Origin of the sequence: Chitinophaga sp. Ak27, from assembly GCF_012726295.1 — a bacterium.
Taxonomy (GTDB): Bacteria; Bacteroidota; Bacteroidia; order Chitinophagales; family Chitinophagaceae; genus Chitinophaga.
In genome coordinates this window covers 134,198-149,623 of the sequence record NZ_JABAOB010000006.1, presented here as the reverse complement: position 1 = coordinate 149,623, position 15,426 = coordinate 134,198, and the positions used below count along the sequence as shown (strand labels likewise).

At 46.1% G+C, this 15,426-nt stretch carries 9 protein-coding genes; 3 read left to right on the top strand and 6 right to left on the bottom strand.

All coding sequences use genetic code 11. The annotated features are described in order from the left end of the window. Window positions 1–23: 23 nt before the first annotated feature. From HGH90_RS20290 to HGH90_RS20265, 6 genes are read right to left on the bottom strand one after another with little or no spacing between them, the layout of a single operon-like run. Window positions 24–2,417 carry an ABC transporter permease gene (locus HGH90_RS20290; protein ID WP_168765163.1) on the bottom strand — a complete coding sequence of 798 codons (2,394 nt, stop codon included), beginning with the start codon at window positions 2,415–2,417 and terminating at the stop codon, window positions 24–26. A gap of 5 nt (window positions 2,418–2,422) precedes the next feature. After that, window positions 2,423–4,810 (bottom strand): ABC transporter permease, encoded by a 2,388-nt coding sequence (locus HGH90_RS20285; RefSeq protein ID WP_169191791.1) that lies wholly within the window; start codon window positions 4,808–4,810, stop codon window positions 2,423–2,425. Window positions 4,811–4,820: 10 nt separating this feature from the next. After that, complete coding sequence (locus HGH90_RS20280; protein ID WP_169191790.1) at window positions 4,821–7,175, bottom strand: ABC transporter permease; 2,355 nt, start codon at window positions 7,173–7,175, stop codon at window positions 4,821–4,823. Window positions 7,176–7,177: 2 nt separating this feature from the next. Continuing rightward, window positions 7,178–9,586: an ABC transporter permease gene (locus tag HGH90_RS20275; protein WP_168765160.1), complete on the bottom strand. Its 2,409-nt coding sequence runs from the start codon at window positions 9,584–9,586 to the stop codon at window positions 7,178–7,180. Window positions 9,587–9,617: 31 nt separating this feature from the next. Next, a complete protein-coding gene (locus HGH90_RS20270; protein WP_168765159.1) occupies window positions 9,618–10,307 on the bottom strand; it encodes an ABC transporter ATP-binding protein in 690 nt (229 codons plus the stop codon). A gap of 48 nt (window positions 10,308–10,355) precedes the next feature. Then, window positions 10,356–11,603, bottom strand: a complete 1,248-nt coding sequence (locus tag HGH90_RS20265; protein WP_145661365.1) for an efflux RND transporter periplasmic adaptor subunit — start codon at window positions 11,601–11,603, stop codon at window positions 10,356–10,358. A 153-nt stretch (window positions 11,604–11,756) separates the two neighbouring features. On the opposite strand from HGH90_RS20265, the gene HGH90_RS20260 reads away from it, so the two are divergent. The 3 genes from HGH90_RS20260 to HGH90_RS20250 all read left to right on the top strand — a co-directional run bounded on the left by HGH90_RS20260 (window position 11,757) and on the right by HGH90_RS20250 (window position 15,389). After that, window positions 11,757–13,169 carry a sigma-54-dependent transcriptional regulator gene (locus HGH90_RS20260; RefSeq protein WP_247679924.1) on the top strand — a complete coding sequence of 471 codons (1,413 nt, stop codon included), beginning with the start codon at window positions 11,757–11,759 and terminating at the stop codon, window positions 13,167–13,169. A 130-nt stretch (window positions 13,170–13,299) separates the two neighbouring features. Next, window positions 13,300–14,640 carry a sensor histidine kinase gene (locus HGH90_RS20255; protein WP_168765158.1) on the top strand — a complete coding sequence of 447 codons (1,341 nt, stop codon included), beginning with the start codon at window positions 13,300–13,302 and terminating at the stop codon, window positions 14,638–14,640. Window positions 14,641–14,681: 41 nt separating this feature from the next. Next, window positions 14,682–15,389 (top strand): lysoplasmalogenase, encoded by a 708-nt coding sequence (locus HGH90_RS20250; RefSeq protein ID WP_168765157.1) that lies wholly within the window; start codon window positions 14,682–14,684, stop codon window positions 15,387–15,389. Window positions 15,390–15,426 lie beyond the last annotated feature (37 nt).

Here is a 15,426-nt window from a genome sequence, read left to right as displayed (position 1 = left end):
CTCTCTGATTTGCTGTTCACTTGTTATTCTCTTTTTAATGATATTACCGGGTTACTGATGGCTGCCTTTAGGGTTTGTACTCCAATGGCAGCCAGCGCGGCGCCGGTCACAATAAAGGCCGACAGCACAAACATCCATGGCTGCATATCGATGTGGTAAGCAAATTGCTGCAGCCACTGCTGCATCAGGTACCATGCCACCGGTGCGGCCATTACCAGCGATATCAAAATTAACTTTATAAAATCTTTCGACAATAGTGCAGTGATTTGCGCTATGCTAGCCCCCAACACTTTACGGATGCCTACTTCGCGCATACGCTGTTCAGTTGAAAATGCCGCGAGGCCTAATAGGCCCAGTGCAGCTATCAATATCGTTAAGGCCGTAAAGCCACCGAAGATAGTGGACAAATGGTCTTCTGCAGTATACATACGTCCAAATTCGTCATCAAGGAAACTATATTGAAATGGCGTTTGGGCATCGTAGTGGGCATATATCTCCTTGATCTGCTGTATCAGGGCCGGTATATTTTGCCGGGCAGCCACCTTTACATATAAGCAACCCGGGCCTCCTGTACCCCATTTGGGCGAATCACTTTTAGATACCGCCAATGCCAATGGGGACATCGCCTCATGTAACGATTTAAAGTGGAAATTCTTTAGAATACCTATTACCGCCACTTGCCGGTTCCCCATATTTAAAGTTTTACCTATGGGAGACGGGATAAGATTGAAGTCTTCTGCTGCTTTTTCATTCAGGACGATGGTTCCATCCACGCCCAGCTGGTGCATATCTGCCGGCGGAAGCTTCCACTGGAGGCCTGCTAACATGATCAATGATTCGTCCACCTCTAACTGTGTCAGGCTCCTGGGCGGATGTTCCTCATCGCCGCCCACAAACCAGATACTATACATGCCGCTGTACAAGGAATAACGGACTGTACCCGTTTGTAATACGCCTTTAAGGCCGTCTACCTGTTGACGATAAGCCTGGTAATGCGTGCCTATAGAGGTACGGAATGGCAACACCAATACATTTTCTTTATCAATACCCGTAGCCGTATGCCGGAAAAAATGCAGTTGCCGGTTAATTACCATACTACAGATAATCAATGCTGCCGCCGTACCAAACTGTAGCACCGTCAATACTTTCCGTACCCTCGCGCCTCCGCTCACCGGGCTCATTTTGCCCGACAATACGGTAACAGGGTTATAACGTGAAAGTACAAACGAAGGATAACTGCCCGCCACCAGAATGGTTATAAGTAACAGGGCTGCATACATTGCCATGACGGCGGGATGATACAGGAAACTGCTATCTATCTTCAGGTCCAACAGGTTGAAAAACCAATTACGCAACAAAAGGTATAGTCCTATCCCAAGTACAAACGCCAGGATAGCATATAAAGCAGATTCTATATAAAATTGTTGGGCAATGCCTTTGTGATCTGCGCCCATCACTTTCCTCACCCCTATTTCCTTCGATCTTACGGTGGCCCTGGCTGTAGATAAGCTCATATAGTTAATAAGGGCCATCAACAATATCAATGCGGCTACCAGCGAAATTAACTTCAGGTAGCGGAGGGCGCTCCCATCACCGAAATAGCCTTGCCGGTGTTTATCTACCAATAGTGTTAACACGGCGCGTCCGGGCTCTTTCTTTGAAGCAGAAAGCTGGTCGATATGCTGCGCCACGGTAGGTGCATGGTCCGCATTATCCAGCTTCAGGTACAAGCGGAAAGCACCACCAAAAGTTTCCAGTTGAGTAACCGCCTGGCGTGTTTCCTGCATCCCTGCTGCACTGGCATTCGACAAAAGAAAATCTGCCTTAATGCTGGAATTGGATGGTGCATCTGCCATTACGCCAGATACTACGAAAACATATTGGTCATTATAACGCAACTGCTTGCCCAGGGCCTCTTCATTACCAAAGTATTTCTTTGCCATGGAAGCGGAAATAACCGTTGTAAAAGGTTGCTGAAGTACCGTCGCGGTGTCGCCCTCCAATAAAACAAAAGAGAAAAAACTAAAGTAATTGGCATCTGCAAACCAAATAGAAGCTTCCTCATCGCGGATAGCAGGATTGGCTACGTTCTGTATCACCGCTGGTTCGGACGATAATTTCCCCATGCGCACAAAACCAGTTACAGCTGCATCCTGGTTAGCAATAGCCGGTCCGGTAGCGTAGTTAAAGCAATCTAACTGCAAGGTGTCGTGCGCCATTTTCATTCGCTGTACCAGCGAAAAAATCCGGGAACTGTCTTTATGGAAACGATCGTAACTCAATTCATGCACTACATACAACATAATCAGCATGCACACGCAAAGTCCCGCTGCCAGCCCGCCAATATTGATGATACTATACAGCTTTCGCTTGCAGATATTACGCCACGCCAGTTTTATGTAGTTGGATAATAACATACCTGTTAGTCGTTTCTTAGGTTATCTGCTGGGTTGATGCCTACCGCCCGCCAGGTTTGTGAAAAAATCGTGATCAGGGCCAGCAGTGCAAGGGCAAGGAAGCCTCCTAGCAATTGTAAGATGCCTATACTTACCCGGTAAGCGAATATCTGCAGGAAGAACATACTTCCCAGGTATCCTATGGGCAGGGCTATACAACCGGCAATGATAATTAACCGTATATAGTTTTTAGACAACAGCATCAGCAGGCCGGGCGCAGTAGCTCCCAATACCTTGCGGATACTGATTTCCTTCCTGCGGGTAAAAGAGGTATATGCTACAATGCCCAACAAGCCCAGGGCGGAAATCAAGGTAGAAATAAATACCAGGAAACCCAGCATGGATATTACCTCCCGTCCATTGCGGCTGGCCAGTTGTTCATCCATCCATTCGGCCGAAAACGTTTCGCCGGGATGTAGTTCCTGCCATACCCTTTTTACGCCTGCCATTTCCTGTTCCTTATCACCCGCTACCATAGCCATTTGCAGTTGGTTAAATTCTGCCGGCCGGTACCGGAGCGCCATAGGACCTATATTTACTTCCATAGGCTGGTAGTTAAAATCCTGCACTACCCCTATGATACTCATAGAAGTAGAATCGTTCATCCACAATGTTTTACCGATTGCATCAGTAGCAGACTTAATACCCATTACCTGCAAGGCCCGCTCATTCACGATTAGGTACTGTTCCTGGTCTCTGGAAGCCGCCGCCGGGAACGTCGTACCAGCCACTAGTTTCAGGTGCATTACCTTAATAAAATCGGCATCTGCGGCGTAGTATCCAAATTGAATTTTATCCTTGCTTTCATTTGTCTTCAGCTCAAAGAAACGGCAATCGCGGGGCATCCCCAGGGTGCCGGAGCTCGCGGTAGCGATACTCACCCCCTTTAATTGCTCCATCCGCTCCTTCATCCGTTGGAAGTCTACATCCGCTAACGGTACATTCAATATATCTTTTCTGTAAAAGCCCATATCCATGGTAGCCTTATAGCTGAATTGACGATACACGGTTACCAGGAAAAGCATGGCCGCAATGGATAAGGTAAACTGTACAACTATCAGGGATTTCCTCAATCCAAGGCCACCAAACAATTTAATATCTACCAGGTTCTTGAGCACTTTTGCCGGCTGGAAAGCGGATAATGCCCAGGCAGGGATGATTCCCGCTACAGCGCCCGTAATGATACTAAACGCCAGGAACCAGAGCAGCAGATGCCAATCCAAAAGGTTTACATCCGGTACGGGCAATGCATTGAAGTGAGTGGATTGCATTACCAGCAGCAGCAAAACCGCCAGTATAAGCGACAATAAACACATGAACACAGATTCCACAATAAATTGTACAAAGATCTGCCAGCGATGCGCCCCATTTACTTTACGCACCCCTACTTCTTTTGCCCGTTGTAAGGAACGTACAATGGATAAATTTGTATAGTTAAAGCAGGCACATATCAACAGGCCCAGGGCTACTCCCAATTCTGCCAATATTTTACCCCATGGAGGGCCGCCACCAAAGTCGTCATATAATTCGCGTGAAGGCGTTATCTTCGACAATGCCTGCGGTTCAAAAGCAAGGCTTCCTTTTCCTTTCCCAGGCAGCTCATCATATCGATGGCCGATATCAGCAATGGCAGCTTCTAGTACCGACTTTCCCTCCCCCGGGCGCATTTTCACATAGGTATAACTTCCCTGCACAACATCCCAGTTCTGCGTACGGCCTTCCAGCGCTTTGGACTGCTCCAGCCCCGGAACGGAAGACAAGGAACCCAATGCATCGAAATCAATATGGGAAAGCGAGGGCGCAGGTTGTAATACGCCGCTTACAATATAGCTTCCCAGCTTATCAAACCGGATTACTTTACCAATAGGATCTGCGGTACCAAAAAAGCGCTGCGCCGTTTCTGCACTCAGCACAATGTTATTAGGCGCCGAAAGCGCTGTTTCCGGATTGCCGGCTGCCAGCTTAAAGCCGAATACACCGAAAAAGGCTGAAGTAGTAAAAGTACCCCTGACATTCAATTTCTTTTGATCTGTTTTTCCTTCCCCAAAAAGAGCATTGTATAAAGGAACGGTTTGCTCAATGCCCGTATAATTATTTTTCAGCGCGTCTGCCATAGGCAACGGTGTACTGGCCATATGAAATTTACGGCCATCCGGCGTTACTACCCTGGTAGTTATCCGCCAGATCCGCGAGATATCTGGATGAAAATTATCGTAAGACAGGTTAGTCCGGGTAGATATCAGTACTATCAGGCATACGGCCATGCTTACTGCCAGTCCGGCAATATTAATGAAGGTAAACAACCGCTGCTTCTTCAGGTTCCGTAATGTGATAATGATATAACGCTTAAACATATATGCTTAATTATTCCGCTTTTAATGAATGTACCGGATTAGCCAATGCGGCCTTCACCGATTGATAGCTCACCGTCGCCATAGCGATCAATACAGCCATTACGCCAGCTGCAATAAAAATCCAGGCCGATAAATCCGCATGATAAGCAAACCCTGACAACCAATTATTCATCAGGTACCAGCTAATCGGTGCTGCCACCAAAATACCCAGCAGGACCAGTAACAGGAATTCCCGGGAAAGCAACGTGGTCACACTTATGACAGATGCACCCAATACTTTGCGAATACCAATTTCTTTCTTACGCTGCTCGGCCGTGAAAACAGATAATCCAAACAAACCAAGGCAGGAAATCAGCACCGCTACGATAGCAAATACTCGCGCCAGCTTTTGCAGCATGGTTTCCGATTGATACATACTGTCGAATGCTTCGTCCATGAAATGATATTCTACCGGGTAGCCTGGATTCATCATGTCAAAGATCTTCTCTATTGATGCTACCTGTGAGGTCACATCTCCCTTGGCTAATCTTACCATCAGGAAGCTGTTAACAGGTGTTAGCATCATTACCAGTGGCTTAATATTCTCATGTAGGGAACTGAAATGGAAATCCTTCACTACACCTATGATCTTTCCATCACCATTCCAGAAGGAAATTTTCCGGCCTACCGGATTTGTCATATTCATAATACGGGCGGCCGTTTCATTGATAACATAAGCGCCGCTGTCGGTCGGAAAATCCTTTGAGAAAAACCGGCCTTCTTTCATACTCATTCCCATGGTAGCCGGGTAATCATATCCTACCTGGAGCGGTGCGGTACCCAGTACCAGCTTTTCAGGTTTACCTTCCCAACTCAGGTCGGCACTGGTGCCACCAATGGTGATAGGCAGGGAACTGCTGTAGGTAAATGACTTCACTTGGGGCAATTGCGACAGGGATTGCTCAATCACTTTTTGTTTACCGAGGAAGCTCTCTTCCAGGGGTACATATAAAATATTTTCCCGTGCTACGCCTATATTGCGATGGTAGATATACCGCATCTGGTTATAAATCACCAGGCTGCTTACAATGAAAATAAAAGAGAGCACAAACTGCAATACCACCAGGTTTTTACGGAACAGTGTAGCGCCACCGCCGGTACTTACATCGCCCTTCAGCACTTTTACCGGTAAAAAGCGGGATAAAACAAAGGCAGGATAACTACCGGCCATCAGCCCGGTAACCACAATGACCAACAACAATAACAACAGGTATTGGCCTGCAACAGGCAGGGTAAACGTAATATGTTTGCCTGTAAAGTTGTTAAAGACAGGCATCAACAGCCATACCACCACTGCTGCCGAAATTGCGGCAATAACACACATCAATATTGCTTCGCCGGTAAATTGCAGGACCAGGGAAATCCGGGTAGCACCCATAGATTTACGTACCCCTACTTCGCGGGCCCGTTTGGAAGCCTGCGCAGTGGAGAGATTCATAAAGTTGATACAGGCAATAGCCAGTACTATCAGCGCTGTAATCAGGAACAAGCGTACATATTCGATACGTCCGCCGCTTACTTTTCCATTGTCATATTTCCCATACAGGTAAGTGTCTTCAAAAGGTTGTAACCAAAGCTGGTTGGTATTATCTTTATTTTTGCTTCTATAGTATTGCTGCATCTTTTCCGTTAGCTGTGCTGCATCAGCTCCGGGTTTCAGTACCATATAATTGCTTATGGAATAACTGCCTGGCTTCAGCAGCCATGGATCAGCCTGTATAGTCAATGCCATCGGCAGCACATAATCGAACCGAATGGAAGAATTAACCGGCGCATCTTTAGCTACCCCCGTAATCTGCAAACTTCGGCCATCTTCGAGGGTGATCATTTTCCCTATTGGGTCTTCTTTAGCGAAATACCGACCAGCAACAGCCTCCGAAATCACAATAGCATTGGGTTGCGAAAGCACTGTACGTTTATCTCCCGATACCAGCGGGAAATCAAACTCGGTAAACAGGTTACCGGTGGCATATATAACATGCTTCCCCTTTACTTTATTTGTTCCTGTTCTATACAGCAGGTTATCGTACGACTCTCTTACCTGTACATTGGCGGTTACTTCAGGAAAGGCATGACTCAAGTCTTCTCCCAGCACAACCGGCGTGGTGGTGAGGGTACGTACACCTCCCCAATCGGCATTTACCGCTAGTAAATAAATATCTTTTCCCTTCTTGTGGAACTTATCGAAGCTATACTCATCCAGCACCCAGCAAAGCAGAAACATACTTACCGCCATACCAAAGGCCAGCCCCGCAATATTGAGGGTGGCAAAAAACCGGCTTCTCGTCAGGTTTCTCCAGGCTACGCGGAAATAGTTCTTAATCATGATTATTCAGATCTAAGTGATTTTACAGGATTCATTAATGCAGCGCTTACCGACTGGAGGCTTACCGTACACAAGGCAATCAATACCACTGTAATAGCGGTACTGGCAAATACCCACCATTCCAGGTATATTCGGAAGGCAAAATGCTGTAACCATTTTTCCATACCATACCACGCAATGGGAGAGGCAATGCAGATACCAATTAATACCAGGGTGAGAAAATCTTTCGATAACAACAGGGAAATATTGGCCACGGAGGCACCCAACACTTTCCGTATGCCAATTTCTTTGGTGCGCTGGCGGGAAATAAGCATGGATAAACCCAGCAAACCCATACAGGCAATGAAGATAGCCAGGCCGGAAAAGATCCCAAACAGCTTTCCGAGTACACGTTCACTGGTATATTGCGCTTGTATATCTTTCTCAACGAAGGTATAGTTCAGGGGTTCGTCAGGAACCATACTGCTCCACACTTCGTCTACATGTTTGAGTACTGCCTGCTGGTCGCCGGGAGCCAGGCGCAGGGTAATGATAGGAGCCTCCGTTGGCTTTACCATGTAAATAATGGGGTCTACCGGGGTGCGCAGGTTGCGGAAATTAAAATCCTCCACCACTCCTACAATAGTACCATGCCGCGAAGTATAACCGGGCCTCCATTCAATTCTTTTGCCAACAACATCGCCTTTAAAGCCCAGCCGCCGGGCAGCGGCCATATTTATAATAAAAGCATCGGCCGAATCTGTAGCCATTGCCGGGTTAAAATCACGGCCAGCCACCAGTTTTATACCGGTAGTTTTAAGGAGATCAAAATCAGACTGGATGATTCCCGCCAGAAAAGCTTCTTTGTCGTTGCCTCCTTCATGCACAACCGGGTTATTGTTAAATACGCCGCTACCCATGAGGATATTATGCCTGGAAGCACCCTGTATTCCAGACAATCGTAGAAAGGAGGACTTCAACAGCTCCGCTTTGGGCAAATCGGTATCCGACAGATATACATTCACCAGTTGCTCTTTATCGAAGCCCAGGTTCTTCTTCTGCCAAAAACGTAGCTGCGAGTATACAACTACGGTGGCTATAATCAGCGCCACCGCTATGGCAAACTGTGCTACCACCAGGCTCCTTCTGATTAATATTCTGGATCCGGTGGCAATGAAATTTCCTTTCAGCACCTTCACCGGGATAAGCCCCGACAGGTACAAGGCCGGATAACTGCCGGCAATCAAACCTACCACCAGCACCAGCAATACCAGGGCTATATATACCACCGAATCGGCGGCATTGAACAACGACAGGCTTTTCCCGGTAACGCTGTTAAAGGTAGGCATCAGCATTGCCGCCGCCAACAAAGCCAGCAGGAAAGATATAGCTGTAATCAGTAATGATTCGGTGAGAAATTGATAAATAAGACTCTTTCTTTCTGCACCCAGTGCCTTGCGTAATCCTACTTCCCTGGCTCTCTCATGCGCGCGGGCAGTAGTCAGGTTCATAAAGTTGATACAGGCAATTAATACCAGGAAAGCAGCGATAACAATATATAACCAGATCAACGGCGTTTCGTCCACAGTTCCCATATCGCCACGCGGGTGCAGATGTACATTTTTCAAGGGTTGTAAATGCAGGGAAAATTCAATTCCTTTTTTGGCCAGTAAGCCACTGAGGTAATGGTTTACAAAATTTTTCAACTCAGGCGCCAGCCTGGCAGGATCTGTATGGTCCGCCAGTTGTACATAGGTAACAGTATTGCTGAACATAAACCATTGATGCTCTATGTCGTCGCCCACCTTATTGGATTCCGCTACCAGGGTCGCAAACGACATCACCATCTCCATCTTCAGATCGGTATTGGCCGGCATATCTTTCGCTACACCGGTAACCGTACAAACGAAATTAGCTACCTTCATTGGTTTGCCCAAAGGCGACTCATTTCCAAAGTACTTCCTGGCCGCCGACTGGGTGAGTACAATACTATAGGGTTCCTTCAGTACAGTGGCTGCGCTGCCCTCTATCAAAGGATAGTTAAAAACCTGGAAAAAACCTGCATCTGCATAGCCTGCACTTTCATCCCAGATCTTCTTATCCCCAACGGTGACCAATAAACTTCCGGGAGCGTTAATACGCACGGCCTCCCTGATACTACTGATGTCTTTTTTCAGATTAGGCGCCAACGGAAACTGGGTAGTGGCATCATAATCTGTGGTGCCGGTGCTGGAACGGGTGATTTCTGTGGTAACCCTGTAAATATTTTCAGGATGATGATGGAATATATCAAAACTCAACTCATCACGCACATACAGTACAATCAGCATACAACAAGCCATGCCAACGGTTAACCCGGCAACATTGATGACTGTAATAAATTTGTGACGCTGCAAGTGACGGACAGCGATTTTGAAATAACTCCGAAGCATTATAATGTGGTTTTAGAATGGCGAAAAAAAATCACACGTGAAATTGCTCCTTGATATTTTCTGTTACTACTCTTCCATCAAACAGGTTGATAATACGGTGGGCAAATCCTGCGTCGTAGGGAGAGTGCGTTACCATGATCAAAGTAGTACCCGCATTGTTCAACTCCTGCAACAATTTCATTACCTCTTCCCCATTGGTGGAATCCAGGTTACCTGTGGGCTCATCCGCCAGTATCAGGTTAGGTTTAGCTACTACCGCACGGGCTATAGCTACCCTTTGTTGCTGACCACCCGACAGTTGCTGCGGGAAGTGATTGCGGCGATGCATAATGTTCATTCGCTCCAGCACTTCTTCTACTTTTCCCTTTCTTTCTGCTGCCGGCACTTTCAGATATAATAGTGGTAACTCCACATTTTCGTAAACTGTTAACTCATCGATCAGGTTAAAGCTCTGGAATACAAAGCCAATAGAGCCTTTGCGAAGCTGCGCCCTTTGCCGTTCACTCATACGCGCTACTTCTTTATCCCAGAAGTGGTATTCTCCATCACTCGGGTTGTCCAATAAACCTAAAATATTCAATAAAGTAGATTTACCACATCCGGATGGCCCCATGATGGCAACAAATTCGCCATCCTGTATTTCCATGTTAATACCATTGAGGGCAGTGGTTTCTACCTCTTCTGTTGTAAACAGCTTCTGCAAGTTAACAGTACGTATCATACCTGTAGTTTGTTTTTTTAATACTAGTTTATGTAAAATGGATGATGCTTAAAAAGATAAAACGTCTTTATTACCAAAGTTTTCGTAGGATGAAGTGATTACCTGGTCGCCAGGTTGTAATCCTTCCAATACCTCAAAATACAAAGGATTTTTTCTGCCAAGTGAAATATTCCGTTTTACGGCACGCTTACCGCTTTTGTCTACTACATACACCCAGTTACCACCGGTGTCGGAGAAGAAACCTCCCAGCGGTAACAGTGTAGCTTCTGCAGACTTGCCCAGCACTAGGCGGATGGGAGAGGATTGCCCACGGCGGATACCTTCAGGTGTATTTTTTTCAAAATTCATATCAGCCTGAAAACGACCACTTTTTACTTCCGGATATACTTTAGTGACCACCATATCATAGGTTTTTCCATCAAATTCGAAAGAAGCTTTCAAACCGGCAAATACCTGGGAAACATAATGTTCATCGATATCCGCGCGCAGCTTAAACCCGTTCAGGTCGTCGATCTGACCAATATTCTGGCCGGCCGTAATACTGGACCCTACTTCCACATCGATAGAAGATAATTGTCCTGATACAGGAGCCCTTACAATCAGGCTGTTCAGGTTTTCTCTCATCAGCTCCAGGTTGTGCTGGGTACGGGCCAGGGTACCTTCCAGCTGCGTAATCTGCATCTTGGCATTGTCTTGCTGGTATTTCTGTGACTGTAACTGGATATCTTTCTGGCGCAGTAGGCCTTCCAGCTCAAATTTGTTCTTATTAAACTCCTGGCGGGCTACTATCTTTTCTTCTACCAGCTGTTTGTTACGATCATATAAATCCTGTGCAGCAGCGATTTTCGCGTCTATATCGGAAATTGTTTGTTGCATGGTAAATTCCTGTTGACGGATATTTAACCGGGTATTCTGCAGTTCATTACGTAAACGGTAGATCTCTGTTTCATGGTTAACAAAGTCCATCATCATATGCTGGTTGTCCAGCCGTAAAATAGAGTCCCCTTCCTTTACCATACTACCACCATCCAGGTACTTACGGCTTACATACCCGCCCTCAATGGCATCCAGGCGGATGGTTTTCAATGGCATTACTACCGCAGTAACTGCAATATATACATCGAAAGTGCCTTTTTTTACTGCAGAGATAGTGATCTTGTCTTTTTCCACATTGAGGGTAGCGCGGTGGTCGGCAAAAATCAGCGTATATAATAGCAACATAGCTACCGCTGCTCCACCACCAATCATCATGATGCGCTTTTTATTCCAAAACTTCTTTTCTATTTTTCTGTCCATGTTATTTTAGCGAAAAGTTTGCTGAACCCAGAAAGTCAATCCACATGCCAAAGCGCAAAACGCTTTACCAGCAATGGATTCGTGGAATACCCCTTAAAAAAAACGTCCTTTGTCGGACAAGGGGTGTCCATAATCGGACACTTTTAAAAGTTCATGAAATTAGCTGTGGCTTTGAAAGAATCTTTGTTTAATATTGTTACCTATTCACTTACGCATATGACTACCATGCAACCAGCTAAGATTTTAATTGTAGATGATGATGTAGACGTTTTACGTGCCGCACGCCTGTTATTGAAAAGACACTTTGAACAGGTTGATTTTGAGAAGAATCCGCAAAAAATCCCCTACCTCGTATCCAATTTTGACTACGATGTCATATTGCTTGATATGAACTTCACCCGCGACCTTAGCAGCGGGAAAGAAGGTTTCGAGTGGCTGGACCGGATACTGGATATCAAACCAGAAACGGCCGTGGTATTGTTTACCGCCTACGGTGATGTGGAAATGGCCGTGAGGGCTATTAAAGCCGGGGCCGTCGACTTTGTACTCAAGCCCTGGGAGAATGAAAAGTTACTGGCCACCATTCAGAACGCCTACAATAAAAGAATAACAGGACAAGACAAACCGGCTGCCGCCCTTCACCATTCCGGTAACCAGATCATCGGCAAAAGTCCTGCTATGCTGGCCGTGTTTGATACAGTGTCCAGGGTAGCCGCCACCGATGCCAATATCCTGATCCTGGGTGAAAATGGCACCGGGAAAGATATGCTGGCCCGCCAAATACACGCACAATCCAATCGCAATAATAAACCCTTCGTTAGCGTAGACCTCGGCGCCATCAGCGAAACCCTCTTTGAAAGTGAATTGTTTGGCCACGTAAAAGGAGCCTTCACCGATGCCCGCGAAGATCGCAATGGCCGCTTCGAAGAAGCCAACGGAGGAACTATCTTCCTCGATGAAATCGGGAATGTCTCTATCCCCTTCCAGGCCAAACTGCTGACCGTTTTACAAAACCGGTCTGTTACCAAAGTAGGCTCTAATAAAAATATACCCATAGACGTTAGACTCGTCTGCGCTACCAACCGCAACATACAGCACATGGCAGCCCAACACCTGTTCAGACAGGATTTGCTCTATCGCATCAACACTATCGAAATACATCTGCCCCCACTGAGAGAACGCGTGGAAGATATTATTCCATTGGCAGAACATTTTATGCAATTGTACCGCGACAAATACAAACGCCCGGTCAATAGTATGCATGACTCACTGCTTACCCAGCTGCAGCGATACGACTGGCCCGGTAATATCCGTGAATTACAACATGCCATTGAAAGAGCCGTTATTCTCTCCCAGGGAAAAACATTACAACCCAAAGATGTATTTGTAAAAAATAACAATAATACCGATCAAGCCATGGACACCGGCTACAACCTGGAAGAAATGGAACGCAATATCATTTCCCAGGCCATGAAAAAATGTAATGGTAATATTACAGAAGCAGCCAGGGAACTGGGACTAAGCAGGGCCGCACTCTATAGAAGACTTGAAAAATATAATATTTAGCGACAAGCAGAAAGCGGAAAAGCAAAAAGCTCCCGCGAAGTATGCCCATTTTATATTCGCTTTCTGTATCGCTTAAATCAATCGCTCAGATGGCTTTTTGCTTTTCGCTTTACGCTTTAAGCCTTTTCTCATGAATCGCTTCAGCATCAATATCGGGTTAAGGGTCATCCTGCTGGCCATTTCCATAGCAGGGGCCATCTGGCTGTATATGCACAATATGCAGCCCTTATCTTTTTTGTTGACGCCCCTCATATTACTGCAGTTATATGGCATTTACTATTACCTGAACAGGATTAACCGAAAGCTGACCCTGTTTCTGGAATCTATCCGCTACGAAGATTTTTCTATCCGCTTCAGCGCCGATAATAAGCTGGGCAAAAGCTTCAGCATGCTAAATCACCAGTTTAATGAGGTACTGGAAGCCTTTCGTCAAACAAGGGCGGAAAAAGAGGCCAACCTCAAATACATCGACACCATTGTACAACACATCAGCATCGGCGTATTGTCTTTCGACACAGAAGGCAAAATAGAACTGATTAATCCCGCCGCCTTCCGGCTAATGGGTATCTACCGGCTTAGGAATATCCATGAACTGAAAACCGTACATCCCGGGCTGGCAGAACTCTTGATGGAGTTGCCCTCGGGCAATAAAACCCTGTATGCCACCAGACAGGAACAACAGCTGTCGATACACGCGGCTACCGTGCGGTTACAAGGGCGGCTGGTAAAGCTTATCTCTATACAAAACATTCATTCTGAACTGCAGAAAAAAGAACTGGAAGCCTGGCAAAACCTGACAAAAATATTACGGCATGAAATCATGAACTCCGTGACGCCTATTGTATCCTTAATTGGTACCATGCAGGAAATCGTCGACCTGGACATTGCCCCTGGCTCACAACACCAGGAAGGTATCTCAGACTTACGGGAAGCCCTGCAAACCGTTGAAAGCCGTAGTAAGGGTATTATGAACTTTGTGAATGCCTACCGCGATTATACCACACTACCACAACCGCAATTCACCAGCGTAAATGTAAAAACGCTGATTACCTCCGTGGGTAGTCTTTTCCAGGCAGACATGAAACAGGCCGGCATTCAGTTTAACGTAGAAATAGACGCCGAAAACCTGGAGCTGCATGCCGATGTATCCCAGCTGCAAATGGTACTGATCAACCTTGTTAAAAATGCTATGGACGCGCTGGAACATACATCCAATGGCAGCATCAACCTGAAATTGTATCAGAACACCATCCAACAGATCTGTATAGAAATTACCGACAATGGCCCCGGCATTGATGAAGACGCCATGAATAAAATCTTTATTCCCTTTTTCACGACCAAAAAGAAAGGATCGGGTATTGGCCTGAGCTTATCCCAACAAATCATACAAATGCATGGCGGCCAGCTAAAAGCCATCAGTCCGGGAGCTAACGGCAACGGCACTACGTTTTATATTTTGCTCAATACTTAGCCCGATATTCCTTACATTTAGCAACAGGTAACTTTGTTATTATGTTTCGTACGGGAAGCTTCATTATCTATTTTTTGGTGTTACTGGTTGATATCCTGTTCATTGCAACGGATCATGCATCACTGCGGTTTTTCAGTAAGCCCTTGTTAATGCTGTTACTGATTATATACGTGCTGTACGCTCCTGTGAAAATCCCCCGTGATTATCGCATCCCTTTGCTACTGGCGCTCTTTTTCTCTTCTGTAGGCGATGACCTGTTGCTATTCAACAATCTTTTTTTACCCGGGCTGGGAAGCTTCCTGCTGGCACATGTGATGTATATTATTTTCTTTCTGAAAATACGCTATAGCAATCCCCCGGTTCCGTACTGCAAATATCCGCTGATTTTCCTCCATGCGGCGATCGTTATTTCCTTCATTTTATACCTGGCACCCCACTTGGGCAGTTTAGCCGTTGCAGTTATTATCTACGCACTCACCATTTCTGTAACGGTGCAAAGTGTGCTGCATGCCTTTCACTTCCGGCGTCAGCCGGCAGCCTGGTATTGCATCATTGGCGCCCTATTATTTATGCTCTCCGATTCGCTCATTGCGGTGGGTAAATTTGTCCATCCCCTGTGGGGCGGCGATATCCTGGTAATGCTTACCTATGGCACTGCGCAATGGGGATTGGTAACCGGTAGCACAGAATATTTTGCTGGAAAAAACCGCCCCTTACAAGTAAGCCCCGAGGGATTGATAGCGCCATAATACCTTCCCTATCCTGCATGTTGCTAAATCGTAATTT